Annotated in this window: 22 protein-coding genes and 1 tRNA gene; 18 read left to right on the top strand and 5 right to left on the bottom strand. The window is 72.6% G+C overall.

The genetic code is table 11. From position 1 onward, the window contains the following. The first annotated feature begins 141 nt into the window (after positions 1–141). The 8 genes from metG to ABEA42_RS13670 all read left to right on the top strand — a co-directional run bounded on the left by metG (position 142) and on the right by ABEA42_RS13670 (position 10,103). On the top strand, positions 142–1,944 hold the full coding sequence (gene metG, locus ABEA42_RS13705) for a methionine--tRNA ligase (protein ID WP_345504123.1): 1,803 nt from the start codon (positions 142–144) through the stop codon (positions 1,942–1,944). A 13-nt stretch (positions 1,945–1,957) separates the two neighbouring features. Then, the gene (locus tag ABEA42_RS13700) at positions 1,958–2,821 is read left to right on the top strand and encodes a TatD family hydrolase (protein ID WP_345504121.1); all 864 of its coding nucleotides are present in this window, start codon (positions 1,958–1,960) and stop codon (positions 2,819–2,821) included. 367 nt (positions 2,822–3,188) lie between these two features. Further along, positions 3,189–4,280, top strand: coding sequence for a ubiquitin-like domain-containing protein (locus tag ABEA42_RS13695; RefSeq protein ID WP_345504119.1), 1,092 nt, complete (start codon positions 3,189–3,191; stop codon positions 4,278–4,280). 89 nt (positions 4,281–4,369) lie between these two features. Then, complete coding sequence (gene rsmA, locus ABEA42_RS13690; protein WP_345504116.1) at positions 4,370–5,236, top strand: 16S rRNA (adenine(1518)-N(6)/adenine(1519)-N(6))-dimethyltransferase RsmA; 867 nt, start codon at positions 4,370–4,372, stop codon at positions 5,234–5,236. A 252-nt stretch (positions 5,237–5,488) separates the two neighbouring features. Next, the gene (locus ABEA42_RS13685; RefSeq protein ID WP_345504114.1) at positions 5,489–6,265 is read left to right on the top strand and encodes an AfsR/SARP family transcriptional regulator; all 777 of its coding nucleotides are present in this window, start codon (positions 5,489–5,491) and stop codon (positions 6,263–6,265) included. An 81-nt stretch (positions 6,266–6,346) separates the two neighbouring features. Further along, a complete protein-coding gene (locus ABEA42_RS13680; protein WP_345504112.1) occupies positions 6,347–7,717 on the top strand; it encodes a hypothetical protein in 1,371 nt (456 codons plus the stop codon). Next, positions 7,717–8,472, top strand: a complete 756-nt coding sequence (locus ABEA42_RS13675; RefSeq protein WP_345504111.1) for a peptidoglycan-binding protein — start codon at positions 7,717–7,719, stop codon at positions 8,470–8,472. Before ABEA42_RS13680 ends, ABEA42_RS13675 begins: the two co-directional genes overlap by 1 nt. After that, positions 8,469–10,103: a hypothetical protein gene (locus ABEA42_RS13670; RefSeq protein ID WP_345504109.1), complete on the top strand. Its 1,635-nt coding sequence runs from the start codon at positions 8,469–8,471 to the stop codon at positions 10,101–10,103. The genes ABEA42_RS13675 and ABEA42_RS13670 overlap by 4 nt, the downstream gene beginning before the upstream one ends. A gap of 22 nt (positions 10,104–10,125) precedes the next feature. Here ABEA42_RS13670 and ABEA42_RS13665 read toward each other — a convergent pair whose 3' ends face one another. Together ABEA42_RS13665 and ABEA42_RS13660 are read right to left on the bottom strand one after the other, a co-directional pair. Then, positions 10,126–12,612: a DUF4153 domain-containing protein gene (locus ABEA42_RS13665; protein ID WP_345504107.1), complete on the bottom strand. Its 2,487-nt coding sequence runs from the start codon at positions 12,610–12,612 to the stop codon at positions 10,126–10,128. Further along, the gene (locus tag ABEA42_RS13660) at positions 12,609–13,292 is read right to left on the bottom strand and encodes a response regulator transcription factor (RefSeq protein WP_345504105.1); all 684 of its coding nucleotides are present in this window, start codon (positions 13,290–13,292) and stop codon (positions 12,609–12,611) included. Before ABEA42_RS13660 ends, ABEA42_RS13665 begins: the two co-directional genes overlap by 4 nt. 108 nt (positions 13,293–13,400) lie before the next feature. Between ABEA42_RS13660 and ABEA42_RS13655 the strand changes: the two genes are divergently transcribed. Both ABEA42_RS13655 and ABEA42_RS13650 read left to right on the top strand, forming a co-directional pair. Beyond that, the gene (locus ABEA42_RS13655) at positions 13,401–14,336 is read left to right on the top strand and encodes a 4-(cytidine 5'-diphospho)-2-C-methyl-D-erythritol kinase (protein ID WP_345504103.1); all 936 of its coding nucleotides are present in this window, start codon (positions 13,401–13,403) and stop codon (positions 14,334–14,336) included. Between the two features lie 10 nt (positions 14,337–14,346). Next, positions 14,347–16,179, top strand: coding sequence for an ABC-F family ATP-binding cassette domain-containing protein (locus tag ABEA42_RS13650; protein WP_345504101.1), 1,833 nt, complete (start codon positions 14,347–14,349; stop codon positions 16,177–16,179). Between the two features lie 29 nt (positions 16,180–16,208). On the opposite strand, the gene ABEA42_RS13645 is transcribed toward ABEA42_RS13650, so the two are convergent. After that, positions 16,209–16,727 carry a MarR family winged helix-turn-helix transcriptional regulator gene (locus ABEA42_RS13645; protein WP_345504099.1) on the bottom strand — a complete coding sequence of 173 codons (519 nt, stop codon included), beginning with the start codon at positions 16,725–16,727 and terminating at the stop codon, positions 16,209–16,211. 63 nt (positions 16,728–16,790) lie between these two features. Here ABEA42_RS13645 and ABEA42_RS13640 point away from each other — a divergent pair, with 63 nt between their 5' ends. After that, positions 16,791–17,597: a methyltransferase domain-containing protein gene (locus ABEA42_RS13640; RefSeq protein ID WP_345504097.1), complete on the top strand. Its 807-nt coding sequence runs from the start codon at positions 16,791–16,793 to the stop codon at positions 17,595–17,597. On the opposite strand, the gene ABEA42_RS13635 is transcribed toward ABEA42_RS13640, so the two are convergent. Then, entirely contained in the window at positions 17,594–18,190 is a 597-nt protein-coding gene (locus ABEA42_RS13635; protein ID WP_345504472.1) for a TetR/AcrR family transcriptional regulator, read from the bottom strand. The genes ABEA42_RS13640 and ABEA42_RS13635 overlap by 4 nt on opposite strands. Before the next feature lie 130 nt (positions 18,191–18,320). On the opposite strand from ABEA42_RS13635, the gene ABEA42_RS13630 reads away from it, so the two are divergent. The 4 genes from ABEA42_RS13630 to ABEA42_RS13615 all read left to right on the top strand — a co-directional run bounded on the left by ABEA42_RS13630 (position 18,321) and on the right by ABEA42_RS13615 (position 23,340). Further along, positions 18,321–18,399: transfer RNA gene (locus ABEA42_RS13630), tRNA-Gln, on the top strand. A gap of 254 nt (positions 18,400–18,653) precedes the next feature. Continuing rightward, on the top strand, positions 18,654–20,774 hold the full coding sequence (locus ABEA42_RS13625) for a fibronectin type III domain-containing protein (protein ID WP_345504095.1): 2,121 nt from the start codon (positions 18,654–18,656) through the stop codon (positions 20,772–20,774). Between the two features lie 47 nt (positions 20,775–20,821). Further along, a complete protein-coding gene (gene glmU, locus ABEA42_RS13620) occupies positions 20,822–22,363 on the top strand; it encodes a bifunctional UDP-N-acetylglucosamine diphosphorylase/glucosamine-1-phosphate N-acetyltransferase GlmU (protein WP_425572073.1) in 1,542 nt (513 codons plus the stop codon). Further along, positions 22,360–23,340, top strand: coding sequence for a ribose-phosphate diphosphokinase (locus tag ABEA42_RS13615; RefSeq protein ID WP_345504091.1), 981 nt, complete (start codon positions 22,360–22,362; stop codon positions 23,338–23,340). The genes glmU and ABEA42_RS13615 overlap by 4 nt, the downstream gene beginning before the upstream one ends. A 39-nt stretch (positions 23,341–23,379) precedes the next feature. On the opposite strand, the gene ABEA42_RS13610 is transcribed toward ABEA42_RS13615, so the two are convergent. Next, positions 23,380–23,931, bottom strand: a complete 552-nt coding sequence (locus ABEA42_RS13610) for a CGNR zinc finger domain-containing protein (RefSeq protein WP_345504089.1) — start codon at positions 23,929–23,931, stop codon at positions 23,380–23,382. A 79-nt stretch (positions 23,932–24,010) separates the two neighbouring features. Here ABEA42_RS13610 and ABEA42_RS13605 point away from each other — a divergent pair, with 79 nt between their 5' ends. From ABEA42_RS13605 to pth, 3 genes are all read left to right on the top strand, one after another. Next, entirely contained in the window at positions 24,011–24,985 is a 975-nt protein-coding gene (locus tag ABEA42_RS13605; protein ID WP_345504087.1) for a DMT family transporter, read from the top strand. Between the two features lie 133 nt (positions 24,986–25,118). Then, a complete protein-coding gene (locus ABEA42_RS13600; RefSeq protein ID WP_345504085.1) occupies positions 25,119–25,808 on the top strand; it encodes a 50S ribosomal protein L25/general stress protein Ctc in 690 nt (229 codons plus the stop codon). A 72-nt stretch (positions 25,809–25,880) separates the two neighbouring features. Beyond that, the gene (gene pth, locus ABEA42_RS13595; RefSeq protein ID WP_345504083.1) at positions 25,881–26,483 is read left to right on the top strand and encodes an aminoacyl-tRNA hydrolase; all 603 of its coding nucleotides are present in this window, start codon (positions 25,881–25,883) and stop codon (positions 26,481–26,483) included. Positions 26,484–26,534 lie beyond the last annotated feature (51 nt).

Raw genomic sequence — 26,534 nt, 5'->3', positions numbered from 1 at the left:
ACCGGGCGAGTGGCCGAAAGCTCGGGGTGTGTGGCGGGGGCGGGTGTGGGGGCGCAGGTGAGGGGACGACCGGGGGAGGGGGGAGAGGGGTGAGGTCGGTGCGGCCGGAAGTCGGTTGCAGCGTCCAACTAGGATTCGGGCGTGAGCAAAGTCCTGTCTGCCGTCGCCTGGCCGTACGCCAACGGCCCCCGGCACCTCGGCCACGTGGCCGGGTTCGCCGTGCCCTCCGACGTCTTCAGCCGCTACATGCGGATGGCCGGCCACGACGTGCTCATGGTCAGCGGGTCCGACGAGCACGGCACCCCGATCCTCGTCCTCGCCGACCAGCAGGGCGTGAGCGCGCGCGAGCTCGTCGACAAGAACCACGCGATCATCGCCCACGAGCTCGCAGACCTCGGGTGCTCCTACGACCTCTACACGCGCACCACCACCTCCAACCACTACGCGGTGGCGCAGGAGCTGTTCACCCAGGTCTGGAAGAACGGCTACATGGTCGAGCAGACCACGCGTGGGGCGATCTCGCCGTCCACCGGCCGCACCCTGCCCGACCGCTACATCGAGGGCACCTGCCCGATCTGCTCCTACCCCGAGGCCCGGGGCGACCAGTGCGACAACTGCGGCAACCAGCTCGACCCCACCGACCTCATCGACCCGCGCTCCAAGATCGACGGGGAGACGCCGGAGTTCATCGAGACCCAGCACTTCTTCCTCGACCTGCCCGCGCTCGCCGATGCGCTGCGCGAGTGGCTCGAGGGCCGGGAGGCATCGGGCACGTGGCGCCCCAACGTCATCAAGTTCAGCCTCAACATCCTCGAGGAGATCCGCCCCCGGGCGATGACCCGCGACATCGACTGGGGCATCCCGGTGCCGCTCGACGGCTGGCGCGACCAGCCGACCAAGCGCCTCTACGTCTGGTTCGACGCCGTCGTCGGCTACCTGTCGGCCTCGGTCGAGTGGGCCCGACGGCTGGGCGAGCCCGAGCGCTGGCGCGAGTGGTGGAACGACCCCGAGGCCGTGTCCTACTACTTCATGGGCAAGGACAACATCACCTTCCACTCCCAGATCTGGCCGGCCGAGCTGCTCGGGTATGCCGGTCGCGGCGACAAGGGTGGGGAGCCCGGCACGTTCGGGGAGCTCAACCTGCCGACCGAGGTCGTCTCGAGCGAGTACCTCACCATGGAGGGCAAGCAGTTCTCGACCTCCCGGGGCTACGTCATCTACATCCGCGACGTCCTGGAGCGCTACGGCCCGGACGCCATCCGCTACTTCATCTGCGCGGCCGGTCCCGAGAACGCCGACGCCAACTTCACCTGGGCGGAGTTCGTGCAGCGCAACAACTCCGAGCTCGTCGCGGGCTGGGGCAACCTCGTCAACCGCACCGCGGCCATGGTGGCCAAGAACTTCGGCGAGGTCCCGCAGCCCGGGTCCCTCGAGCCGGTCGACGAGGCGGTCCGGGCCAAGGTCCTGGCTGCCTTCGAGACCGTCGGCGGCCTGCTGGCCCGGCAGCGGGTCAAGGCAGCGGTGGCCGAGGCCATGCGCACCGTCGGCGAGGTCAACAAGTACGTCACCGACACCGAGCCGTTCAAGCTCAAGGGCGACGACCAGCGCGAGCGGCTCGCGACGGTCCTGCACACGCTGGTGCAGTGCGTGAGCGACCTCAACACGATCCTCAGCCCGTTCCTGCCCCACTCGGCCAACGCCGTGCACGCGGCGATCGGCGGCAGCGGCCAGTTCATGCCGATGCCGGTGGTGCAGGAGGTCTCGGGTCTCGACGACGACGCCGACCGCTCCTACCCCGTCGTGACGGGCGAGTACACCGGCACACCGGCCTGGGCGTCTCGACCCGTGGACGTAGGGGCCGTCGTGGTCAAGCCCACACCGATCTTCACCAAGCTGGACGAGTCCGTCGTCGAGGAAGAGCTCGCTCGTCTCGAGCAGGGCTGACGCGGACCCGGCGATGGCATCCCACGACACACCGAGCCGCTCGGGCCACGGGAGGGTGCCGACGGCGCCGGACCCGCTGCCCATCGCAGTGGTCGACAACCACACCCACCTCGACATCGCGAGGGACGGCGAACCGGCTCCGGACGTCGCCGCCGCCGTGGCCCAGGCGGCGGCCGTGGGCGTCGACCGGATGGTGCAGATCGGGTGCGACCTGCCGGGCGCCCGGTTCACCGTGGACGTCGTCGACCAGCACCCGGCGATGCTCGGCGGCGTCGCCCTGCACCCCAACGAGGCGCCGCGGCTCGCGGCCACCGGTGAGTTCCGGGACGCCTACGCGGAGATCGAGTCGCTGGCCGCCCACCCCCGGGTGAGGGTGATCGGTGAGACCGGGCTCGACTACTACCGCACCGGGCCGGAAGGTGTTGCGGCGCAACAGGAGTCGTTCCGCTGGCACATCGACCTGGCCAAGCGCACCGGCAAGGCGCTGCAGATCCACGACCGTGACGCCCACGCCGACGTCCTGCGCATCCTCGAGGAGGAAGGCGCCCCGGACCGGACCGTGCTGCACTGCTTCTCCGGCGACATGGCGATGGCGCGCACCTGTGCCGAGCGCGGCTACCACCTGTCGTTCGCGGGCACCGTGACGTTCAAGAACGCTAACGGCCTGCGCGACGCCCTCGCGGTCACGCCGCTGGACCGCCTGCTCGTCGAGACCGACGCCCCCTACCTCACGCCCGCGCCGTGGCGCGGCGCCACCAACGCGCCGTACCTCGTGCCCCTGACCGTGCGCGCGATGGCCGGCGTCCTCGGCGTCGCGGTGCCCACCCTGTGCCAGGCGCTCAGCGACAACTCCGAGGCCGTGTACGGACCCTGGTGACCCCTCGCCACCCGGGGTCGGTGGCCGCGGGTGCCGTACTGCGCCGCTGGGCTCCGCGTGACGGTGCACTACTCCTGTGGCTTCTGTGGCGTGACCACTTGATCAAAGCCTGAAGGTTCCGTTATCGAAATTTGACCTTTGGGCGAACGCCGGTCATGGTGGATGACTGTTGGCCGGGGTCGGACCCTCCGGGCGACGCGAGCGGGGGTGCTCGATCCGTTGGGAACAGCGGACGCGGGCGCCCCTCTTCCATTGCCGGACCAGCACCACCGGCAGGGACGCGCCGCCACCACCGATGCCCGGGGAGATCGACCTCTGGAGCATTGTGATCACCCGTCCCGTTCGGCGTATCGCCCAAGCAGCGGTGGTGACGACCCTCGTCGCCGGAGCCGTTGGCGTCTCTCACTTCGACAAGTCCGTCACCCTGTCGGTCGACGGCAAGACCTCCACCGTCCACGCCTTCGGCAGCACGGTCGGTGACGTCCTCGCGAAGCAGGACATCAAGCTCAACTCGCACGACGTGGTCGTGCCCGCCCCCACCGCGAAGGTGTCCGACGGCCAGAAGATCGTCGTGCGCTACGGGCGCAAGCTGACCGTGACGGTCGACGGCGCGACCCGCGAGTACTGGACCACCGCCACCTCCGTCGAGGCGGCGCTGCAGGAGCTGGGCATCCGTGCCGACTCCGCCAAGCTCTCCACCTCGCGCTCCATGACCCTGGGTCGCAGCGGCCTGGCGCTCTCCGTGACCACGCCCAAGGACGTCGTCGTCCGCGTGGACGGCAAGAACCTCACCGAGACCACGACCGGCACCACCGTCGGTGCGGCCCTCAAGGAGCTCGGCGTCACCTTCGACTCCAACGACCGGGTGTACCCCGCCCTGTCGCGTCCGGTGACCAAGGGCCTCAAGATCGCCGTCGCCCGTGTCTCCACCGCGACCGTCAAGACGACCGTGCCGATCGCCGCCCCGGTCTCCAGGAAGTCCGACTCCAGCCTCTACAAGGGCCAGAGCAAGGTCGTCCAGAACGGCGCGGACGGCGCCAAGGTCGCCACCTGGCGCGTCACCAAGGTCGACGGCAAGGTCAAGAGCAAGAAGTGGCTCACCTCCGTCGTGACCCAGCGTCCCGTCGCCCGCGTCATCGCGGTGGGCACCAAGGCGCGTCCCGTGGCCACGCCCCCGCCGCCGTCCGCGGGCAACACCTCCGGTGCCGGGATCAACCTCTCCAACGCCGCCATGTGGGACCGCATCGCCCAGTGCGAGTCCAGCGGCAACTGGTCCATCAACACGGGCAACGGCTACTACGGCGGCCTGCAGTTCGACCTGCGGACCTGGCTCGGTGCCGGCGGCGGCGACTTCGCCTCGCGCCCCGACCTCGCCTCGCGCGAGGAGCAGATCACCGTGGCGAACCGCGTGTACGCCGACCGCGGGCTCTCGCCCTGGGGCTGCGCCGGCGCAGCCTGACGCTCCAGCTCACGACAGCGCCCCCGACCAGCCGGTCGGGGGCGCAGTCGCGTCCGGACGAGACGTCGGCCTCCCCTAGAGTTCTCGCCATGGCGGAGCAGACCAGCGGCTACCTCGGCGCCGCGCAGATCCGCGAGATCGCCGCGGGGCTGGGCATGCGGCCGACCAAGCACTGGGGCCAGAACTTCGTCGTCGACGCCAACACGGTCAAGCGCATCGTGCGGATCGCGGGCGTTGGACCCGGCGACAGCGTCGTCGAGGTGGGGCCCGGCCTGGGCTCCCTGACCCTGGCGCTGCTGCCCGAGGTCGGCCACGTCACGGCCGTTGAGGTCGACCCGACCCTCGCGCAGGCACTGCCCGGCACCGTGCAGCGGCTCGCACCGGACTACGCCGACCGGCTCACGCTCGTCCACGCCGACGCGATGCAGGTCCACGAGCTGCCCGACCCCCAGCCGACGGCCCTGGTCGCCAACCTGCCCTACAACGTCTCGGTGCCCGTCGTCCTCACCTTCCTCGAGTCGTTCCCCACGCTGGAGCGGGTGCTCGTGATGGTGCAGCTCGAGGTCGCCGAGCGGCTCGCAGCCACCCCCGGCTCCAAGGCCTACGGCGTGCCGAGCGTGAAGGCTGCCTGGTATGCCGCGGTGCGGCTCGCGGGGACGGTGCCCCGCAGCGTGTTCTGGCCCGTGCCCAACGTCGACTCGGGGCTCGTGGCGCTGGAGCGCCGCGACCCGCCGCGCACCGACGCCACCCGCCGCGACACCTTCACCTGCATCGACGCGGCCTTCGCCCAGCGCCGCAAGACCCTGCGCGCCGCCCTGGCGGGCTGGGCGGGCTCGGCCGCCCGGGCCGAGGAGTGCCTGCGGGTCGCTGGGGTGGACCCGCGGACGCGTGGTGAGCAGCTCGGCATCGAGCAGTTCGCCGCGATCGCCTCGGCCCGCGCGGCACTGCCCGACTGACGGGCCGGCGCCGGGCCGCGCTGCGTACGGTCTCGTTGCGTCCGGGCCGCGCCGCGTATGGCCCGCGGGGTGTCTCCGTCATCTGCTGTATTTCGGCCGGGCAGCGTGAGTTTACGATGGTTCGGACGTGGGACCGGTGCGTTTCGGGTGGTCAGGGCCCCGTGCGTAGGTGCGCCTCGGCTGCACCCGGCTCCCTCCCGGAGCCCCGGTTCACGCGCGTCTTCTTCGTCGGAGAAGGGGTGAGGACCGTCCATGGACGTCACCGCCGGCGCACGCCCGGAGCCCGTGGTCACCCTGGCGCTGGTGCCCGACTTCGAGCTCAGGTACGACGACGTGCCCGTCGCCGTGCCGGTCACCTCCAGGCGCCTGCTCGGCCTGCTGGCCCTCTCGGGGGCGCCGGTGCCACGGGCGCTCGTGGGCGCCACCTTGTGGCCGGAGGCCGACGAACGTCATGCGGCGGCGAGCCTCCGCAGCGCGCTGTGGCGCATCCCGGTGGTGCCTGGACCACCGCTCGTGGGGACGCGGGGCTGTGGCCTGGGCCTGGGGGAGCACGTCGTGGTGGACCTCCACGAGCTGCTGCGCGACACCCAGGCGATCCTGGCGACGCGTACCCCACCGGCCCGGCTGCTGGGCTCGGCCGCGGCCCTGCGCCTCCTGGGGCACGACCTGTTGACCGGCTGGTACGACGACTGGGTCGTCGACGAGCGCCAGCGCTTCCGGCAGCTGCGCCTCTACTCCCTCGACGTCATCGGCCACGCGCTGCTCGAGCAGCACCGCACCGGTGAGGCCCTGCAGCTGGCGCTCGTCCTGGTGGAGACGGATCCGCTCCGGGAGAGCGGGCACCGGCTGCTCCTGGACGTGCACCTCCAGGAGGGCAACGTCGCCGAGGCGGTCCGCCAGTACGAGCGGTACGCCCACCTCCTCGAGCGTGAGCTGCGGGTGCGGCCCTCGGACCTCATGACGGCCCAGCTGCGCCGCTTCCGGACGGCCGCGGCGAGGCCCGCAGGGACCGCCGTGACTGCGGTGTGACGACCGGGTGACGCGGCAGCGCCACGCTGGGCGGCACGGGGGTGCGACGTCCCTCGATGAGTGCTGGGGATGGTGGTGCCGGTGGCCGGAGCTCACGGTCGGGAGTCCACGGCCCCGCGCCGGCGCATCTGGGTGCAGCAGGTGGCGGTGGAGACGAACCGGCTCAAGATGCGGGTCGACGCGGCCCGGGCGCGGGGTGACCTGACCGAGCCGCAGGAGACCGTCGCCCTCGGAGTCGACGGCTTCATCGAGAGGGCGCGTGCGGCCGCCTTCCGCGACGACCCCATCCCCGGCCGCCTCGCCAACTGGTGGAGGGGCACCCTGGTCGAGGCGGCGTACCGCAACATGCACTCGGCGCGCAGCGCCCTGTTCGACCTCTACACGGAGGCTGAGCTGCGCGCGGAGATCCCGATGGTCGTCGCCCGCGCCAACTCGACCCTGCACCGCGACGACCCGCGCCTGGCCACGGTCGCCGAGCTGTCGGCGCTGCCACCCTCGAGGTTGCGGCCGCGGATGCGCCGGCTGGTGGGCGACAGCTACGAGCGTCTGGACCTCGAGCACGGGCAGCTGCGCAGCTTCCGCAACATCGTCCTCATGGCGGCGGCGTTCCTGCTCTGCTGCGTCGCCGTCACGATCGGCTTCATCTGTGCCCACCCGAGCTGGATCCCCCTGTGCTTCGACAGCACCGCCGACCTGGTGAGCTGTCCGTCGCGCATGACCGCAGGCGCAACCCCCTCGTGGCCCGACGTGCTGGTCGTCACGGGGATGGGTGGCCTCGGGGGCGCGTTCGCCGCCACCTTGTCGATCCGCAACCTCAAGGGGACCTCCACCCCGTACGACGTGCCGGTCGCGCTGGCGGTCCTCAAGGTCCCCATGGGCGCGCTCACCGCGATCCTCGGGCTGGTCGCCATCAAGGGCGGGTTCGCGCCGGGACTGTCCAACCTGGACAACCAGGGGCAGGTGTTGGCCTACGCCCTGCTGTTCGGGTTCTCCCAGCAGGCGTTGTCGCGGCTGCTGGACAAGCGGGCCTCGGACCTGTTGGAGGGCCTGCCCGGCGGCGAGGCGGTCACCCCGCTGCCCGGCGCCAAGGGGGTCGCGCCGGCCGGGCCGCCTCCGGGCGAGGGTCCACCGGACACCGGGCAGCAGGGGAACGGTGAGGTGACCGGTGGAGTTGCCGCGGGAGGCGTCGTGGCCGGTGGGGGGACCGGGACGCCCGGGGTGACGGGCGCGGGGGCGACCGAGAAGGACCGTCCGCTCGCCGAGCCCGACGACGCGACGCAGCAGGACCAGTACGACCAGCTGCGCGAGACGGACAACTCCCGCAAGGACCAGAGCGAGGCCGAGGAGGCCGAGCTCCTGGAGAAGGAGTTCGGGCCGCCGGACGCTCGTGGGATCTACGGCGCGCCGGTCCCCGCTGCAGGCGCGCCCCCGACCGACGGCGGGGGGACGTGATGGCGGGAGTGGAGGAGATGGTCCGCGCGGCGGAGCGGTCGCTCGGCCTGCAGGGTCGGCCCAACGCGATCACGCGCTGGTACGCCGAGCGCAACGGCCCGGTCTTCGCGACGGCGCCGTGGTGCAACCAGAGCATCACGTACTGGGCGAGGAGCTCGGGCAACGACGTCGCGGTGTGCTTCGGGCGCGACTACGCGTTCACGGTCTGGCACGCGGAGCGCTTCCGCACCGAGGGGCAGTGGCACGTCGACGTCGCCGGTATCCGGCGCGGGGACATCGTGTTCTTCGACTGGGACGAGACGAACCGCATCGGGGCGATCGACCACATCGGCCTCGTGACGGGCGTCCGGGACGGCGTCGTCTACACGATCGAGGGCAACACCTCCGACGCGTGTCGGCGCCGCGCCCGCTACGCCTCGACCATCGCCGGCTACGGACGACCGGACTACCCGGCGCCGGGCCGGCTGTCGGCTCCCGCGGGCCCGTCGACGCCCGGGGCGGCGACGGGCAGCGACGCGGCGCCACCGGGCCTGCCGGTGCTCAGGCGCGGTGCGGCCGGGGTGCTGGTCAGGCAGCTGCAGCGCTGCCTCAACAAGGTGCAACGGGCCCGGTTGGCCGTCGACGGTGACTTCGGGCCGATGACCACCGCGGCCGTGAAGACCTTCCAGCTGCGCGCCGGCGGCCTCGAGCCCGACGGCGAGTACGGCCCCAAGACCGCAGGCAAGCTCACGGTGGCACGCAGGAGGGTTCGATGAGCACAGGCGCAGTACCGACGACCCGGGAGACGGTCCCGGCGGACGCACCCGACGAGGTCAAGGGCAAGGCGGCGAGGGCCGCCGGTCCACGGGAGCCGTGCTTCGACCCCACGGTGGGCGTCGCGCTGCCCTCGCCCACCTGGCGGGGCGAACCCCGCAACCGCCTGGTCGTCATCGGCGACTCCCTCACCCACGGCTTCCAGAGCGGGGCGGTCTTCAACACCGACCTGTCGTACGGCGCGATCATCGCCTACGAGCTCGGGTGGCTCGACGCGTTCCGCTACCCGCGCTACCCGGGGCTTGGTGGCCTGCCGATCAACCTCGAGCTGCTGATGCGTGACCTGGAGTCACGGGTGGGCGCGGACATCAGCCTCTGGGAGCTGCCGCTGGCCCTGTTCCGCGCCCGGCAGTTCATGGACGACCTCGAGGACTACTGGGAACGGGGTCCGGGGAGCGTCTTCCCGACGGTCGCCGCGATCAACCACGCGCTGGCGGTCTACGGCTGGGACCTGCGTGACACCCTGGACTGGACGGCCGAACAGCTCGAGGCGCGGATCGTCACGCCGAAGGACGACCTGGTCCAGCAGCTCGTGGAGAACAACAGCGAACGGGCCGCGCTGCGCGTCTACCCGCGCGGGCCGGACCAGCGCACGCTGACGCTCTTCCAGGCGGCCGCGCGGCTGGGGGAGGACCGCGACGACGGCACCGACGACGGCATCGAGACGCTCGTGGTGTTCCTCGGCGCCAACAACGCCCTGCGGACCGTCACCGACCTCACGGTGCACTGGAGCGGGCCGGGGTACGACTCGCTGTCCCAGAAGGGGCAGTACACGATCTGGCGCCCCGAGCACTTCCGCGCCGAGCTCGGTCACGTCGTCGAGGAGGTGCGCAGGATCAGGGCGCGCCACGTCATCTTCTGCACGGTCCCGCACGTCACCATCGCCCCCATCGCCCGGGGTGTCGGAGGAAAGATCGCGCCGGGCTCGCGCTACTACCCGTACTACGCGCGGCCGTGGGTGACCGACGCAGCCTTCAACGCCAGCCGCGACCTGCACATCACCGGTGAGGAGGCGCGCGCGGTCGACTACGCGATCGACGTCTTCAACGAGGACATCACCGACGTCGTCCGCACCGAACGCAGTGGGGGCGCCCCCGACGGGACGGCCCGCGACTGGTACCTGCTCGACATCGCCGGGATGCTCGACCGCCTGGCCGCCCGCCGCTACATCAACGACGTCAACGCGCGCCCGCCGTGGTGGACGCCGTACCCGCTGCCGGCTGCGCTGCAGGCCCTGCGACCCCCGGTCGACTCACGGTTCCTCACCGGTGACGGGCACGGGGGCCGCGGCCAGGGCGGGCTCTTCTCCATGGACGGCGTGCACCCGACCACCGTCGCGTATGGCGTCATCGCCCAGGAGATGATCCGGATCATGGAGGGCGCCGGCGTCGCCTTCCGGCACCCCAACGGAGAGCCTCGGACCGGACCCGTGCAGGTGGACTTCGGGCGCCTCATCCTGCGCGACACCCTGGTGCGCTTCCCGCCCCAGATCGTCGACTCGACCTTGCAGACGCTCGGGTGGGCCGACGAGCACCTCGGGTGGGTGCTGCGCACCCTGAGGTCGCACTTCTGAGGTGGGCGCCGCGTCGACGGCCTCAGCGCAGGAGGCAGGTGGCGATGCCGGCGTTCGTCCGCTGGTCGACCAGCGCCCTCGCCTGCGCCCGGCCCACGTTCCACTCGAGCCAGTCGGTGCTGGCCCGGCTTCCCGAACAGTTGACGCCGGTGGCGACCACGTCGACCAGTGCCGGGGCCGCGTCGGGGGAGAGCTCGGTGAGGTACTGGTAGTCGACCGGGGTGGTGGCCTGGGTGCGCGACAGGTTGTGCTCGGCGATCCAGAGGTCGGGGTTGAGGGCCGCGAGCCCGAGGAGCCCCACCGCGCCGAACCGCACCGCCGTCGGCACGAGCCACTGACGAGCCCGGACGACCCGGGTGGCGAGGACGAGCAGCACCACGACCCCGAGCCAGCCCTCGAAGACCGACACCAGCAGGCGGAGCCGGCTGAACCCGTACGCCTCCTCGTAGAGGCCCATCCGGTGCAGGGCGGAGGCGACGACGACGAGGGTCATGACGCACAGCGCACCGAGGGCCAGGTCGCGGCGCCCGCCGGGCGCGGCCTTGCGCACCGCCCAGGCCACCACGGTGAGGGTGAGGATGGTCGCCGCGGTGAGCTGCCCGAACCCCTGGTGCACGTAGTCGGCGTAGGTGAGGCCGGTGGTCCGCTGCAGGTAGTCGTGGCCGCCGAACAGGGCGGTCGCCTGGGCGACGAGGAAGAGCGCGAAGACGGCATTGACGGCGCTCACCGGCGCGAGCCACTCGAAGTCGCGCCGGCTCTGGCGCAGCGGCAGCTGGAGCCGGTCGACGGCGGGCGGTGCCAGGGCGACGAAGGCCGCGGCCAGGGTGCCTGCTGCCACGAAGAGGGCCAGTACGGCGCGGGCCGGCAGGTCGTTCCACGTGATGTTGGGGGTCAGTGCGTCGACCCAGGACGCGAACAGGGCGTCGGCGGAGGCGAACAGCGCGCCGAACACCAGGAGCAGGACGAGCGAGACGAGTGCGGTGCGGACCGCGGGGACCCACGCCTGGATGCTGCTGCGCGGGCGAAGCGTGCGCCCCAGCCAGGGCAGGCCCCGGATCGCCGCGAGCGGCACCGCGACCGCGGTGGCGAACAGGCCCACCACCGACCGGGCGCGGGTCGAGCCGACGGCCACGAGGGCCAGGGCCGCGAGCAGGCACAGGACCGTGATCCACGCGGCGCTGCGCACCGACAGGGTGGCGAGGAGAAGGCCGGCGACCACCGCGTCGAGGGTGTCGAGCCGCGTCCAGCGAGCCGGACGGCGCACGGCCCGCGCCGCGAAGACGGTGGCGACCACGGCGGCGAAGACGAGGGTGGTGCCGATGCCCGTCGTCCGGTTGGGCAGGACGACCGCGGCCAGGACCCCGGCTGCCGCAGCGGCGGCCACCAGGCCGGGGCGGCGGTCGCCCGCGTCGGGCCACACGGTGGAGACGGCGTCGCGGGCCGGGGCCGCCGGTGGCGGCTGGGACGGGGCCGGCGGGGTGAGCGTGCTCATGACGGGCTCCTTCGTGGTGACGGGTCGGTCGGGGTCGGAGGGCAGCAGCACCTGGATGCGGCAGCCGTGGTCGGAGTCCCCGACCGCGATGGTGCCGCCGTGCAGCTGGACGACCCAGCGGGAGATGGCCAGGCCCAGGCCGGTGCCGCTGGCGTGGGCCGCGCTGGTCGTGAACCGCTCGAACACCAGGCCGCGCTCGGCGGGGGCGATTCCGGGTCCCTCGTCGATGACGTCGAGGCTCACCCGGTCGCCGACGGCGGCGGCCAGCACCCGCACCTCACCGCCCGCGGGGCTGTGCCTGGCCGCGTTGTCGAGCAGGTTGGCGAGCAGCTGGTGGAGGCGGTCGGGGTCGGCCGGCACCTCCAGGTCGGGAGGGTCGACGACGACGGTGTAGCGCAGCGAGTCGACGCGGGCCTGGGCGACGGCGTCGTCGAGCAGCTCGGTGACCTCGACCCGGGCGAGCCGCAACGGCATCACGCCCTCCTCGACCCGGGACAGGTCGAGCAGGTCGCCGATCAGACGCCCGAGGCGTTCGGTCTGCGCGAGAGCCGAGCGCAGCTCCTCGGGCGTCGGCTGGCTCACGCCGTCGGCGAGGTTCTCCAGCACGGCCTGCAGGGCGGAGATGGGGGTGCGGAGCTCGTGCGAGACGTTCGCGACCAGGTCACGACGGTGCCGGTCGACGAGCTCCAGCGTGGCCGACATCCGGTTGAACGCCCGCGCCAGCTCACCCACCTCGTCACCCGAGGTGGCCCGTACCCGGTGCGAGTAGTCGCCCTGCGCCATCCGCTGCGCCGCCACGGTCATCTCCCGCAGCGGCGACGTCATGCCGCGCGCCAGCAGCTGGGTCAGCACGAGCGCGACGCCGACGGCCAGCGGCACGGTCGCCCACGGCGAGACGCCCAGCCGGGTGCCGACGACGGCCAGCACCGAGGCGACGGTGATGGTCACGGCGACGAGCAGCCCGAGCTTGGTCTTGATGGAGCGCGCCGGGTCCAGGGGCCGCAGGTCGTACCTCACGTGCCCGGCTCCAGCGCGTAGCCGACGCCGTGCACGGTACGCAGCCGCTCGGCTCCGAGCTTGCGGCGCAACGACTTCACGTGGCTGTCCACCGTGCGGGTGCCGGACGCGTCGGCCCAGCCCCACACCTCCGCGAGCAGCGCCTCGCGGCTCAGTACGGTGCCGGGTCGCGTGGCGAGGCAGGCGAGCAGGTCGAACTCGGTCGGGGTGAGGTGCACCTCCTCGTCGCTGGCCCACACCCGGCGCTGGGCGCCGTCGATGCGCAGGCCGCCCACGGTGGTCGGCGTGGCGGACCGGGTCTCCGCGGCGCGCTCGACCCGGCGCAGCAGCACCCGCAGGCGTGCCACGAGCTCGCGCATCGAGAACGGCTTGGTCATGTAGTCGTCGGCGCCGATGCCGAGCCCGACGAGCAGGTCGGTCTCGTCGTCACGGGCGGTGAGCATCAGGACGGGCACGGGTCGCTCGGACTGCAGCCGCCGGCACACCTCCAGGCCGTCGAGGCCGGGCAGCATGATGTCGAGGACCACGACGTGCGGCTCCCAGGCGGCGGCGACCTCGAGGGCGGTCAGCCCGTCGTGGACCTTCCGCGGCTCGAAGCCCTCGGCGGCGAGGCGCGCGGCGACGGCGTCGGCGATGGTCGGCTCGTCCTCGACGACGAGGACACGGGGCGGCTGGCTCACGTCGTCGAGACTAGAAGGGCCGTGCGCGGGCCCGGCGGAGAACGTGTGGAGGTTCTGTGGAGATCCGCGGATCCGCGCCGCCTGCCCGTCCCCGTTAGGGTTGCCGCCATGACCTCTGCCGACCTCGTGCCGCCCCAGGTGACGGTGCGCGTACCCGGCAAGGTCAACCTCGAGCTCATGGTGGGGCCGCCGCGTGAGGACGGCTACCACCCGCTCTCCACGATCTTCCACGCCGTGAGCCTCTTCGACGAGGTGACGGTGGCGACCGCCGACGAGTGGGGGGTCGGCGTCAGCGGCCCACAGTCGCTCGGCGTGCCTGTCGACGAGAGCAACCTGGCCCTGCGCGCGGCGCGGCTGCTCGCCGAGGTGGGCCACGTCGCCGAACCGGTCCACGTGAGCATCCGCAAGGACATCCCCGTCGCCGGCGGCATGGCCGGCGGCTCGGCCGACGCCGCTGCCGCGCTCGTCGCCTGCGACCGGCTGTGGAGCCTGGGCCTGCCGCGCACCGAGCTCGAGCACCTCGCCGCGGAGCTCGGCAGTGACGTGCCCTTCCTGCTGTCCGGGGGCACCGCGATGGGGTCGGGGCGTGGGGAGGTGCTCGCGCCGGTCCTCGCGCGGGGCAGCTACCACTGGGTGTTCGCACTGAGCGAGGGCGGCCTGTCCACGCCTGCCGTGTACGCCGAGTGCGACCGGCTCCGGGGCGACCGGCCCGTGCCGCCCCCCTCGCCGAGCCCAGAGATGATGACCGCCCTGCGCTCCGGCGACGCCCGGGCGCTGGGCGAGGCGTTGAGCAACGACCTGCAGGCTGCCGCGATCTCCCTCATGCCCGCGCTCGGGGAGGTCCTCGACGCGGGACTGGAGTTCGGCGCCCTCGGTGGGGTCGTGTCCGGCTCGGGACCGACGGTCGCGTTCCTCGCGGAGGACAACGAGGCCGCCATCGACCTCGCGGTGTCGCTGACGGCCTCCGGTGCCGTCCAGGACGTCCGCCGGGCGACGGGACCGGCGCACGGCGCCCACGAGATCAGCGCCCCCAGGCCCGGGTGACGGTGCCCTGATGGCCAACCTCATCAGCGTCGAGCGCGCCTCGCTCGCCCTCGGCACCGCCCAGGTCCTCGACGAGGTCTCCCTCGGCGTGCTCGGCGGCGACCGGATCGGCGTCGTCGGCCGCAACGGTGGCGGCAAGACCACGTTGCTGCGCGTCCTCGCTGGGCACCGCGAGGTCGACTCGGGCCGGGTCACCCGCGCCGGCGTCTCCAGCGTCGGGGTCCTCGCCCAGGACGACGTCCTCGACCCGGGGCACACCGTGCGCGAAGCGGTCCTCGGCGACCTGCCCGAGCACGTGTGGGCCGGCGACCCGCGGATCCGCGACGTCCTCACCGGGCTGCTCGGCGGCACCGAGGCGCAGGCGGTCGGAGGGCTCGACGCCACCATCGGGCCGATGTCCGGCGGCGAACGGCGGCGCCTCGCGCTCGCGCGGCTGCTCGTGCAGGACCCGACCGTCCTCTTCCTCGACGAGCCCACCAACCACCTCGACGTCGAGGGCGTGGCCTGGCTGGCCGAGCACCTCGTGCGCCACCGCGGCCGCCCCGACAACGCCGTCGTCGCCATCACCCACGACCGCTGGTTCCTCGACGCCATCGCCACGAACACGTGGGAGGTCGTCGACGGGAAGGTCAACGCGTTCGAGGGCGGCTACGCGGCATACGTGCTCGCCAAGGCCGAGCGCGAGCGGATGGCGCAGGTGACCGCCGAGCGCCGCGACAACCTGCTCCGCAAGGAGCTCGCCTGGCTCCGGCGCGGCGCCCCGGCCCGGACCTCGAAGCCGAAGTTCCGCATCGAGGCCGCCAACACCCTCATCGCCGACGAGCCGCCCCCGCGCGACGACGTGGAGCTGCTGCGGTTCGCCACGACGCGGCTGGGCAAGGACGTCGTCGACCTGCTCGACGCCACCGTGACCCTCGGCGACCGCGTCCTGCTCGACCGGATCACGTGGCACCTCGCCCCGGGGGAGCGGGTGGGCATCGTCGGCGTCAACGGCGCGGGCAAGTCCACACTCCTGCGTGCCGTCGCGGGGCAGCTCCCGCTCGCCTCCGGCAAGCGCAAGCAGGGCGTGACGGTCCGGCTGGCCTACCTCACCCAGGAGGTGCGCGAGCTGGAGCGGTATGCCGACTGGCGGGTCATCGAGGCCATCGAGGACGTGCGCAAGTACGTGCGGCTCGGCCCGAAGGAGATCTCCGCGTCCCAGCTGGCGCAGCGGCTCGGCTTCACCGGCGGCCGCCAGCAGACCCGCGTCTCCTCGCTGTCAGGCGGAGAGCGGCGTCGGCTGCAGCTGACCCGGCTGCTCATGGACGAGCCCAACGTCCTGCTGCTCGACGAGCCCACCAACGACCTCGACATCGAGACGCTCACCTCGCTCGAGGACGTCCTCGACGGCTGGGCCGGGACCCTGCTCGTGGTCTCCCACGACCGCTACCTGCTCGAGCGCGTGTGCGACCGGCAGGTGGCGCTCCTCGGCGACGGCCGGGTCCGCGAGCTCCCCGGCGGCGTCGAGCAGTACCTCGAGCTCCGCCACGAGGCCGTGGAGGCCGGTGCCCGCAAGGCGGCGTCGGACTCCGCGAGTGCTGACACCGCGCGCCCAGCCGTGGCCGCGGGCGGCGCCACGAGTGCCAGCCCCGCCGAGCTCCGCGAGGCCCGCAAGGACATGGCGCGCATCGAGAAGCAGCTCACCCGCCTCGGGCAGCGCGAGGAGAAGCTGCACGCCGCGATGGCCGCCGCGGCCACCGACCACGCGAAGGTGCTCGAGCTCAACGGCCAGCTGCGCGAGATCGTCGACGAGCGCGAGGCCCTGGAGCTGGAGTGGCTCGCGGCAGCAGAGGTCGTCGGCTAGACGACCGGTGCCGGGCCCCGTTGCCGGCGCTAGGCCTCGAACGGGGACAGCAGGCGCCGCAGCATGGCGGCGAGCTGCTCGCGGTCGGGGGCCGAGAGCTCGGCGAGCAGAGTGCGCTCGCGGTCGAGCAGGTCGGCCATCGCCGCGTCGACGGCCTCCTGCCCCTCGGGCGTGAGGCGCACGATGACGCCACGCCGGTCGTGGGGGTCGGGGCTGCGCCCGACGAGACCGCGGCGCTCGAGGCGGTCGACCCGGTTGGTCATGGTGCCGCTGGTCACCAGCGTCTGGCGGATCAGCTGCCCGGGGGAGAGCTCGTAGGGGTCGCCCGCGCGGCGCAGCGCCGACAGCACGTCGAACTCCCAGCCCTCGAGGTGGTGCTGCGCGAACGCCTGCGCCCGGTCGAGGTCGAGGCGGCGCGCGAGCCGGGAGACGCGCGAGAGCACCTGCAGCGGCGCCACGTCGAGGTCGGGCCGCTCCCGGCGCCAGGCGTCGACGATGCGGTCGACGTCGTCCGGCGGGGGTGCGGCGCCGGCGCCTCGGGGGGTCATGGCCCAACTGTAGCCGCCGTCAAGTATCTTGATATCGAGATAAATGGGTGGGAGCATGGCGGGGTGAGCACGACATGGGACCCGACGCAGTACGCCAAGTTCGCCGACCACCGAGGGCGGCCGTTCGCCGACCTGCTCTCCCGCGTGGCCGCGCGTGAGCCGAAGGCGGTGGTCGACCTGGGCTGTGGCAACGGCCCGCTGACTCTGGGGCTGGCGGACCGCTGGCCGGGTGCGCGGGTCGTGGGGGTGGACCACTCACCCCAGATGCTCACTGCTGCAAGGGAGCTCGACACCGCAGGCCACGTGGAGTGGGTCGAGTCCGACGTCGCGGACTGGGACCCGGGCACGCTCGGGCAGGCGCCCGACGTCATCGTCACCAACGCCACCCTGCAGTGGGTCCCCGGCCACCTCGACCTCGTGCGGGCCTGGGTGGCAGCGCTCGCCCCGGGCGGGTGGTTCGCCATGCAGGTCCCCGGCAACCACGACGCACCGTCCCACGCCCTCATGCGGGCCGCCGCAGCCGACCACCCCGCCGCGGACCGCCTGGCCCCCGCGCTGGAGCGGCTCGCGGTCCACGACCCGGCGGTGTACGTCGAGGCGCTGGGGGAGCTGGGCCTGGAGGTCGACGGGTGGGAGACCACCTACCTGCACGTGCTCGATCCCCTTGCGCAGCAGGACAACCCGGCCCTGGAATGGGTCCGCGGCACCGGGCTGCGGCCCGTGCTGGAGGTGCTCACCGACGAAGCCGAGCGCGACTCGTTCCTCGCCGACTACGACGCGAGGCTGCGCGCCGCGTACCCCCGCACGCGGGTGGGGGTCGTCTTTCCCTTCCGGCGGATCTTCTGCGTCGCCCACCGCCCCGTGGACTAGCCGGCGGTGAGGCGCGGCTTGTTCTCGAGGTTGGCCAGGCCGTTCCACGCCAGGTTGACGAGGTGCGCGGCGACGTCGGCCTTCTTCATCTTGGGGGAGTCGAGCCACCACTGGCCGGTGAGCGCCACCATCCCGACGAGCATCTGGGCGTAGAGCGGGGCCGTCTTCGGGTCGAGCTTCCGGCGCTTGAACTCCGCCGCGAGGATGTGCTCGACCTGGCTGGCGACGTCGGAGATGAGGCTGGCGAACGACCCGGTCGACTGTCCGGTCGGGCTGTCGCGCACGAGGATCCGGAAGCCGTCGGTGGAGCTCTCGATGTAGTCCAGGAGCGCGCTGGCCGCTCGCTCCAGCGTCTGGCGGCTGCTGAGGTCGGCGCTCAGCGCACCGGTGATGCCGTCCAGGAGGGCGGCGATCTCCCGGTCGACGACGACGGCGTACAGCCCTTCCTTGCCCCCGAAGTGCTCGTAGACGACCGGCTTGGAGACGCCGGCCTTGGACGAGATCTCCTCGACCGTGGTCGCCTCGAATCCCTTGTCGGCGAACAGCTTCCGACCCACGTCGATGAGCTGCTCGCGTCGCTGCTTGCCCGTCATGCGGGAGCGGGAGCTCGTGCTCTTCTGCTTGTCGTGGGCGTCGGTCACGCGGCCCATCATGCCCGGTGGTCTCGGCTGCCGGTGCCGGTCGGCCCATTGGCTACCCTGTGCTGGTCCCCCTGAGGGGCGTTCCCCGGTTGGTCTGCTGGCAGGGCCCGCCTGACTTTGAATCAGGACAAGCGACGTAGGTTCGATTCCTACCCGGGGAGCCGAGCAAGCAGGCGCACGCGGGGCACCCGCCCCGGTCGGTGGCCAGCGACAGGGCGAGCTGCAGGCAGGTCCGCGCCCCGGTGGGTGGCGATGGCGTGGCCCTCGCGAAGGGGGCACGGGCGCGGCCGGTGGTCCCGTGGTGACGGGACTCCTCCATGTGTTGTAGCTCGCGCTCCACCCCCGGTCTGGCGCGGGAGCCCGCGTGCAGGAGTCGAATGTCTGCACGCGCAGGGCTCTCGAGAGGTGTCGGAACATGGGGTCGACGACGTCGCCGAGGCTGCGGTACCTGCTGGCTGCGGCCGCGCTGGGCCTGGTCGCGGTTGGACAGGGCGTCGTGTCGCCCACCAGCGCGGACGCGGCCCTGCTGGACACCCCTGCGCGCACGTGGGGCGTGGGGCCAGCCGACCCGACCTCGGCGACGGTCGAGACGCCGCGGGTGCTCGCCATCCTGCCGGTGGGGGACCGGATCGTGGTGGCAGGCACCTTCGACAGCGTGATCGACCCGGCAGGCAAGCAGTACCCCGCCAGGAACATCGCCGTCTTCTCCGCCACCACCGGCGCCGCCGACCTCACCTTCACCGGGTCGGCGAACAACTCGGTGACGAGCCTGGCCACCGACGGGGCAGGCACCGTCTACCTCGGCGGCACGTTCGGCACCGTCGACGGCGAGGTCCGCAAGGGCCTGGCCGCGCTCGACCTCGACGCGCACGGACAGCTGTTGGGCTGGGCCCCCTCGGTCGTGGCCCCCGGACAGGTCGACTCGCTCACCTGGGCCGGTGGCGCCGTGTTCGCAGGGGGCAACTTCGCCGGCATCACGAGCACCGTGGGGGGCGTGGCCGCCACCTCGCGACCGTTCCTCGCGAAGGTCGACGGAGCCAGCGGGGCGGTGGCGGGCTCCTGGGTCCCGGCGCCCAACGACCGCGTCCGCACCGTCTCACCGGCGGTGGACGGCACCGGTCGCCTCTTCGTCGGGGGCGACTTCACCTCCGTGTCCGGGCGCACCTCGACCAACAAGGTCGCGGCCGTGTCGCAGGCCGGGACCGGCACGCTCGACCCGGGCTTCCGCTCGGTCGCCAACAACAAGAACAACTTCGCGCCGGTCTACGACCTCGTCTCCGACGGGACCCGCCTGTACTCCGCCGTGGGCGGCAGCGGCGGTGCGTGCACGGCGTTCAACGCGACCACCGGGGCGCTGGCCTGGAGCGACCGCAGCAACGGCAACCTGCAGTCCGTGCGGCTCTCGGGCGGCCTGCTGTACTGCGGTGGGCACTTCAGCGGCACCGGCTCCTTCGCCGGGCAGTCCCGGCAGAAGCTCGCTGCGGTCGTCCCTACCACCGGGGCCCTGACGGCCTTCGCCCCCAACATCAACAGCAGCCAGGGCGTGTGGGCCATGGCCTCGGACGCGACCCGGGTGTACGTCGGCGGCGACTTCAGCGCCATCTCGGGGACCACCCAGCCCCACTTCGCCATGTTCATCGACAGCGCCTCCCAGACCGTGCCCCAGCCGCCCGCGGAGGTGGCGGCGCAGGGCGGCGACGCGGTCGTGCACCTGTCGTGGTCGCCGCCGCCGAGCGACGAGGGGTCGGCCGTGACCAAGTACCGGGTGTACCGGGCCACCACGCCCGGCGGCGAGAACCTCACGAAGACCCCGCTGGCCACGCTGGCCAAGACCACCCTCACCTACGACGACCTCGCGGTCGCCAACGGCACGACCTACTACTACGTGGTGGTGGCGACCAACGCCCTGGGCGCGAGCGCTCCGTCGGCGGAGGCCGCCGTGACACCGCAGCCCGCGGTCGTCCTCACGGTGCCCGGGGCGCCGGCCGGCCTGTCCGCGACCGCCGCACCGGGGCTGGTCCACCTGTCGTGGTCGCCGCCGGCGTCCACCGGTGGCAGCGCCATCACGCAGTACCGCGTCTACCGCGGGCCGTCCTCCGGCGGCGAGGACCTCACCACCCCTGTCGCCACGACCACGGGCACGTCCGTCGACGACCTGACCAGCACCTCGGGGCAGACCTACGCCTACGTCGTGACCGCGGTCAACGCGGTGGGCGAGGGGACGGCCTCGAACGAGGCGAGTGCGGTGTCGCAGGCCGGGGCGCCGGGCACCCCCGGGCTGACGGGGGTCGTCGACGGCTCGGGCGCGGCGGTCCTGACGTGGACCGTCCCGTCGGACGGCGGTTCACCCATCACCAAGTACGTCGTCCTGCGCGACTCCGTCCGGCTCGTCACCCTGTCCGCCACGCCCACCGGCCCGACGAGCTACACCGACAGCACGCTCGCGCCCGGGACCACCGGCGTCTACCAGGTCAAGGCGGTCAACGCTGTCGCCAGCGGCCCGCTGTCCGCGAAGGTGACGTTGACCGCGCCCTGACGGGGGCCGACGGCACGCCGTCGGGGGAGGGGCGACCGGCGGGTAGCATGAGCCGACCGTCGCACCCGACCAGATCTCTGGAGCCCTCGCGCGTGAACGCCCCCCGCCTGGCCGCCGTCATCGTCCTCGCCGCTGGTGAGGGCACCCGCATGAAGTCCTCGACCCCCAAGGTCCTGCACCGGATCGGCGGACGGACCCTCGTGGGCCACGCCATCGCCGCGGCGCGCGCAGCCGGGCCCGAGCACCTCGCGGTGGTCGTCCGCCACGAGCGCGACCTCGTCGCCGCGCACGTGGCCGAGGTCGACTCCTCCGTCGTGATCGCCGACCAGGACGACGTCAAGGGCACCGGTCGCGCCACCGAGTGCGCGCTCGCGGTCCTGCCCGAGCTCGAGGGCACCGTGCTCGTGACGTACGGCGACGTGCCCCTGCTCGCCGGCGAGACCCTGCTGGCCCTCCTCGACGAGCACGCACGCAGCGACAGCGCCGTCACCGTCATCACCGCCCACCTGGCGGACCCCACCGGGTACGGCCGCATCCTGCGCGACGAGGACGGCACCGTGGCCGGCATCGTGGAGCAGAAGGACGCCAGCGACGAGCAGCGCGCCATCACCGAGATCAACTCCGGCATCTACGCCTTCGACGCGGCGGTCCTGCGCACCGCGCTCGCGCAGGTGGGCACCGACAACGCGCAGGGCGAGAAGTACCTCACCGACGTCCTGGCCATCGCCCGCTCGGCGGGTGGTCGCGTCAGCGCCCACGTCATCGACGACCTCTGGCAGACGGAGGGCGTCAACGACCGGGTCCAGCTGGCCCGCCTCGGCAAGGAGCTCAACCGCCGCACCACGGAGCGCTGGATGCGCGAGGGCGTGACGATCGTCGACCCCGACACCACGTGGATCGACACCGACGTCACCATCGGCCGCGACACCACCGTCCTGCCCGGCACCCAGCTGCTCGGCGCCACGACCATCGGTGCCGACGCCGTCATCGGCCCCGACTCGACGCTCACCGACACCGAGGTGGGCGACGGGGCCGAGGTCAAGCGCACCGAGGCCCTGCTCGCGGTGATCGGGGCCGGCGCGACCGTCGGTCCCTTCAGCTACCTGCGCCCCGGCACCGAGCTCGGCGCCAAGGGCAAGATCGGCGGCTTCGTCGAGACCAAGAACGCGAAGATCGCCGACGGCGCGAAGGTCCCGCACCTCACGTACGCGGGCAACGTCACCATCGGCGAGGGCGCCAACATCGGCGCCGGCACGATCTTCGCCAACTACGACGGCGTCTCCAAGCACCACACCACGATCGGCAGGCACAGCTTCGTCGGCTCCAACTCGGTGCTCGTCGCACCGGTCACCGTCGCCGACGGCGCCTACGTCGGCGCCGGCTCGGCCGTGACCGAGGACGTGGAGCCGGGCCAGATCGCCGTGGCGCGGGGACGCCAGCACAACATCGACGGCTGGGTCACCAGGGCCCGCGCCGGCACGAAGTCCGCCGAGGCCGCTCAGGCCGCGGCGGCAGGCCGTCCGGCGGAGGACGCCGGCGCGGCTGCCCGCCATACCGAGCACTCGACCGAAGGGCAGGGCCACGCGTGACCGGCATCCTCAAGACCACCGAGAAGAACCTCATGGTCTTCACCGGCCGCGCCCACCCCGGGCTGGCGGAGGAGGTCGCCGACCTGCTCGGCACGGGGCTCGTCCCGACCAGCGCCTACGACTTCGCCAACGGCGAGATCTACGTGCGCTACGAGGAGTCGGTGCGCGGCTCGGACGCGTTCGTCATCCAGAGCCACACCGCGCCGCTCAACGAGGCGATCATGGAGCAGCTGATCATGGTCGACGCGCTCAAGCGTGCCTCGGCCAAGCGCATCACCGTGGTCCTGCCGTTCTACGGCTACGCCCGCCAGGACAAGAAGCACCGCGGCCGCGAGCCGATCTCGGCCCGACTCATGGCCGACCTGTTCAAGACCGCCGGGGCCAACCGGCTCATGGCCGTCGACCTGCACACCGCGCAGATCCAGGGCTTCTTCGACGGCCCCGTCGACCACCTCATGGCGCTGCCGATCCTGTCCGAGTACGTGCGCGAGAAGTACGGCCACGAGCAGCTCGCGGTCGTCTCGCCCGACGCCGGCCGGATCAAGGTCGCCGAGCAGTGGTCGGAGCGCCTCGGCGGCGCACCACTGGCGTTCATCCACAAGACCCGCGACATCAACCGGCCCAACGAGACCGTCGCCAACCGCGTGGTCGGCGAGGTCGAGGGCCGCATCTGCGTGCTGGTCGACGACATGATCGACACCGCGGGCACCATCACCAAGGCGGCCGACGCCCTGATGGCCGACGGTGCCGCCGGGGTCGTCATCGCCGCGACCCACGCGATCCTGTCCGGCCCGGCGATCCAGCGCCTCAAGGAGTGCACGGCCCGCGAGGTCATCGTCACCAACACCCTGCCGATCGACGAGGCGCACGACTTCGACAAGCTGACGACGCTGTCGATCGCCCCGCTCATCAGCCGCGCGATCCAGGAGGTCTTCGAGGACGGCTCGGTGACGAGCCTCTTCGACGGCCACGCCTGAGCCGGGCCGCCGCACCCCGGGGTGACGGCTGGTGGCTCGTCAGGCGGTCGACGCCTTGCGGGCGCGGTAGGCGGCAACGTTGGTGCGGTTGCCGCAGCCGGAGTCGCAGTAGCGCTTCGACCGGTTCTTGGACAGGTCCACCACGACGTCCTCGCAGTCGTCGGCGGCGCACACCCCGAGCCGGCCGAGCTCGTCGGCCCGGATGACGTCCACCATGGCCATGGCAGCCTCCACCGCCATGCGGGTCGCCAGGGGGGCCTCCGGCGGCGTGGCGTGCAGGTGCCACGACCACTCGTCGTGCCGCACGAGCTGGGGCAGGGCGTGGGCCTCGGCCAGCAGGGTGTTGACGACCTGCACCGCCCCGTCGGTGTCAGTGGTCCACAGCTCGCGCAGGCGCGGCCTCAGGGCCCGTACGGCGTCGAGCTCGGCCTCGTCGTGCGTCCGCGACCCGGTCCAGCGCCACTCCCGGACGAAGCCGTCGAGGTCGGCGGTCGTGACGAGGTCGTCGGTGTCGGTCGGCAGCGTGGCGGCGGTGTTGACCAGGGCCACCATGCCGCGCAGCGCCACCTCGGTGTCATGGGCGAACAACATCTTGACTCCTGACGCGCCGGGTCGCTAGCGTCACGAGTATAAGTCGCTTTGCTCATGACACCGGGAGAACGAGGACGCCATGGTGACACGGTCCAAGGGCGTCGGCCTCTGGCTGGCCCTGGCCTCCGCAGCCACGTTCGGCAGCAGTGGCCCGTTCGCCAAGTCGCTGCTCGTCGAGGGCTGGAGCTCCGGTGCCATCGTCCTGCTCCGTGTGACGGGCGCCAGCCTCGTGCTGGCCGTGCCGACGGTGCTCGCGCTGAGGGGCAGGTGGTCGCTGGTCCGCGAGCACCTGCGGACCGTCCTCGCGTACGGAGCGGTGGCCGTCGCCGGGTGCCAGGTCGCCTACTTCTACGCGGTGCAACGGCTCGACGTCGGGGTGGCGCTGCTGCTCGAGTACCTCGGAGTCGTCCTCGTGGTCCTCGTCGTGTGGGTCCGCACCCGCCGGGCGCCGAGCGCGCTGACCGGACTCGGCATCGTGCTCGCGCTCGCGGGGCTCGTGCTGGTGCTCGACCTCGGCGGTGCCGTGCGTCCGGACCTCGTGGGCGTCGGCTGGGGCCTGGTGGCTGCCGCGGGGCTGGCCACCTTCTTCGTCCTCGCGGCCGAGGACAGCCACCTGCCGCCGGTCGCCCTCGCCGGGCTCGGGATGGGCGCCGGTGCGCTGGTCCTCGCCGTGCTCGGGCTCGTCGGCGTGCTGCCGATGCGGTTCGTCGCCACGGACGTGACCCTGCTGGGCGGCCGGGCCCCGTGGTGGGCGGCGGTCGGTGAGCTCGCGCTCGTGGCCGCGGCCGCGGCATACCTGCTGGGTGTGACCGCCGCGCGCATCCTCGGCTCCACGGTCGCCTCGTTCGTGGGCCTCACGGAGGTGCTGTTCGCGGTGCTCTTCGCCTGGCTCCTGCTCGGCGAGCTCCCCGGTCTCGTCCAGCTGCTCGGCGGTGTCGGCATCGTGGCAGGGGTCGTTGCCGTCCGTGTGGGGGAGCTCCGGCGCGAACGCTTCGACCGCGCGACGGTGGCTGCCGACGAGGCGGATTTCCCTCTGCCCTCGGGCGTCGCCTAGACTCTCGGGGTTGCCTCGGCGAGGGACACCGCACGGCGCAAGCCGGCGAGTCCGTGATTCGACGCGGTGTGGTCTCCGTGCTGCGCCCCGCGTCGAGGCCCACCGCATCCTCGAGTCCCCCACAGGAGTCCCCGTGTCTGACACCGACCTCAAGCTCGTTGCCGAGAAGCGCACGCAGTTCGGCAAGGGAGCGGCGCGCAAGATCCGCCGCGACCACAAGATCCCCGCCGTCATGTACGGCCACGGCGCCGAGCCGGTGCACATCACGCTGCCCGGCCACGACACCATGATGGCGCTGAAGACGGCCAACGCCCTGCTCACCATCGTCATCGACGGCGACGAGCAGATGGCCCTGGCCAAGGACGTCCAGCGCGACCCGATCAAGCCGGTCATCGAGCACGTCGACCTCGTCATCGTCCGCAAGGGCGAGAAGGTCACCGTGGACGTGCCCGTGCACCTCGAGGGCGAGGCCGCCCCCGAGACGGTCGTCACCCTCGACGCCCAGACCCTGCAGCTCGAGGTCGAGGCCACCCACATCCCCGAGAACCTCGTCGTCTCCGTCGAGGGCCTCGAGGCCGGCACTCAGATCAAGGCCTCCGAGGTCGAGCTGCCGCGCGGCGCCGCCCTGGTCGTCGACGAGGAGACCCTCGTCGTCAACATCACCCAGCAGATCTCGCAGGACGAGCTGGACGCCGAGCTCGCCGAGGCCGAGGAAGAGGCCGGTATCGAGCGCGAGGAGTCCGACGAGGCCGCCGAGGGCGAGAACGCCGAGTCCGGCGAGGCCGCTGCCGAGGGCGAGAAGGCCGAGTCCGCGGAGGCCTGAGCCACCGCACACCGCACCACACCGGAAGGCCGGGTCCACGACGGACCCGGCCTTCCGGCATACTTGCCACCCGTGGGCAACGACGGGACCTGGCTGGTGGTCGGGCTGGGGAACCCCGGCCCGAAGTACGCCGGGAACCGCCACAACGTCGGCGCGATGGTGGTCGAGGAGCTCGCCTCCCGCGGCTCCACGACGCTGACCACGCACAAGGCGCGAGCGCGGGCCGCCACGCTGCGCATTGGCACGCTGCCCGGCGGCGCCCCCGGCCCGCGGGCCGTGCTCGGCGTCCCGCTGTCCTACATGAACGAGTCCGGTGGCCCGGTCAAGGCGCTGATGACGTTCTTCTCGGTCGAGCCCGACCACCTCGTGGTGGTCCACGACGAGCTCGACATCCCGTCCGGGGACGTGCGCCTCAAGCAGGGCGGCGGCGAGGGCGGCCACAACGGGCTGCGCTCGATCAGCTCCTCACTGGGGACTAAGGACTACATCCGGGTGCGGGTCGGCATCGGCCGTCCGCCGGGCCGCATGGACGCGGCCGACTTCGTGCTGCGCGACTTCTCCCCGACCGAGCGCAAGGAGCTGCCGTTCCTGCTCGGTGACGCCGCGGACGCCGCGGAGATGGTCGTGACGCACGGCCTGCTCGCTGCGCAGCAGCGCTTCCACAGCCCCGTCTGAGGCTCTGGACGCGGAGCCCCGCGTGTCTAGGCCGAACACACGAGTGGCCTA

Source organism: Pedococcus ginsenosidimutans, assembly GCF_039544395.1.
GTDB lineage: Bacteria > Actinomycetota > Actinomycetes > Actinomycetales > Dermatophilaceae > Pedococcus > Pedococcus ginsenosidimutans.
Note: the sequence above shows the minus strand (reverse complement) of the source record. Positions and strands in the feature narration are given on the sequence as shown.

What these genes read in the sequence shown, in the direction of transcription:
- rsmA (WP_345504116.1), top strand. Translation starts at nt 4,370, where the DNA reads ATGGCGGAGCAGACCAGCGGCTACCTCGGCGCCGCGCAGATCCGCGAG.
- ABEA42_RS13635 (WP_345504472.1), bottom strand. Translation starts at nt 18,190, where the DNA reads ATGACGGGCAAGCAGCGACGCGAGCAGCTCATCGACGTGGGTCGGAAG.
- ABEA42_RS13675 (WP_345504111.1), top strand. Translation starts at nt 7,717, where the DNA reads ATGGCGGGAGTGGAGGAGATGGTCCGCGCGGCGGAGCGGTCGCTCGGC.
- ABEA42_RS13610 (WP_345504089.1), bottom strand. Translation starts at nt 23,931, where the DNA reads ATGTTGTTCGCCCATGACACCGAGGTGGCGCTGCGCGGCATGGTGGCC.
- ABEA42_RS13655 (WP_345504103.1), top strand. Translation starts at nt 13,401, where the DNA reads ATGACCTCTGCCGACCTCGTGCCGCCCCAGGTGACGGTGCGCGTACCC.
- ABEA42_RS13645 (WP_345504099.1), bottom strand. Translation starts at nt 16,727, where the DNA reads ATGACCCCCCGAGGCGCCGGCGCCGCACCCCCGCCGGACGACGTCGAC.
- ABEA42_RS13650 (WP_345504101.1), top strand. Translation starts at nt 14,347, where the DNA reads ATGGCCAACCTCATCAGCGTCGAGCGCGCCTCGCTCGCCCTCGGCACC.
- ABEA42_RS13625 (WP_345504095.1), top strand. Translation starts at nt 18,654, where the DNA reads ATGGGGTCGACGACGTCGCCGAGGCTGCGGTACCTGCTGGCTGCGGCC.
- ABEA42_RS13605 (WP_345504087.1), top strand. Translation starts at nt 24,011, where the DNA reads ATGGTGACACGGTCCAAGGGCGTCGGCCTCTGGCTGGCCCTGGCCTCC.
- ABEA42_RS13670 (WP_345504109.1), top strand. Translation starts at nt 8,469, where the DNA reads ATGAGCACAGGCGCAGTACCGACGACCCGGGAGACGGTCCCGGCGGAC.
- glmU (WP_425572073.1), top strand. Translation starts at nt 20,822, where the DNA reads ATGAGCCGACCGTCGCACCCGACCAGATCTCTGGAGCCCTCGCGCGTG.
- ABEA42_RS13700 (WP_345504121.1), top strand. Translation starts at nt 1,958, where the DNA reads ATGGCATCCCACGACACACCGAGCCGCTCGGGCCACGGGAGGGTGCCG.
- ABEA42_RS13685 (WP_345504114.1), top strand. Translation starts at nt 5,489, where the DNA reads ATGGACGTCACCGCCGGCGCACGCCCGGAGCCCGTGGTCACCCTGGCG.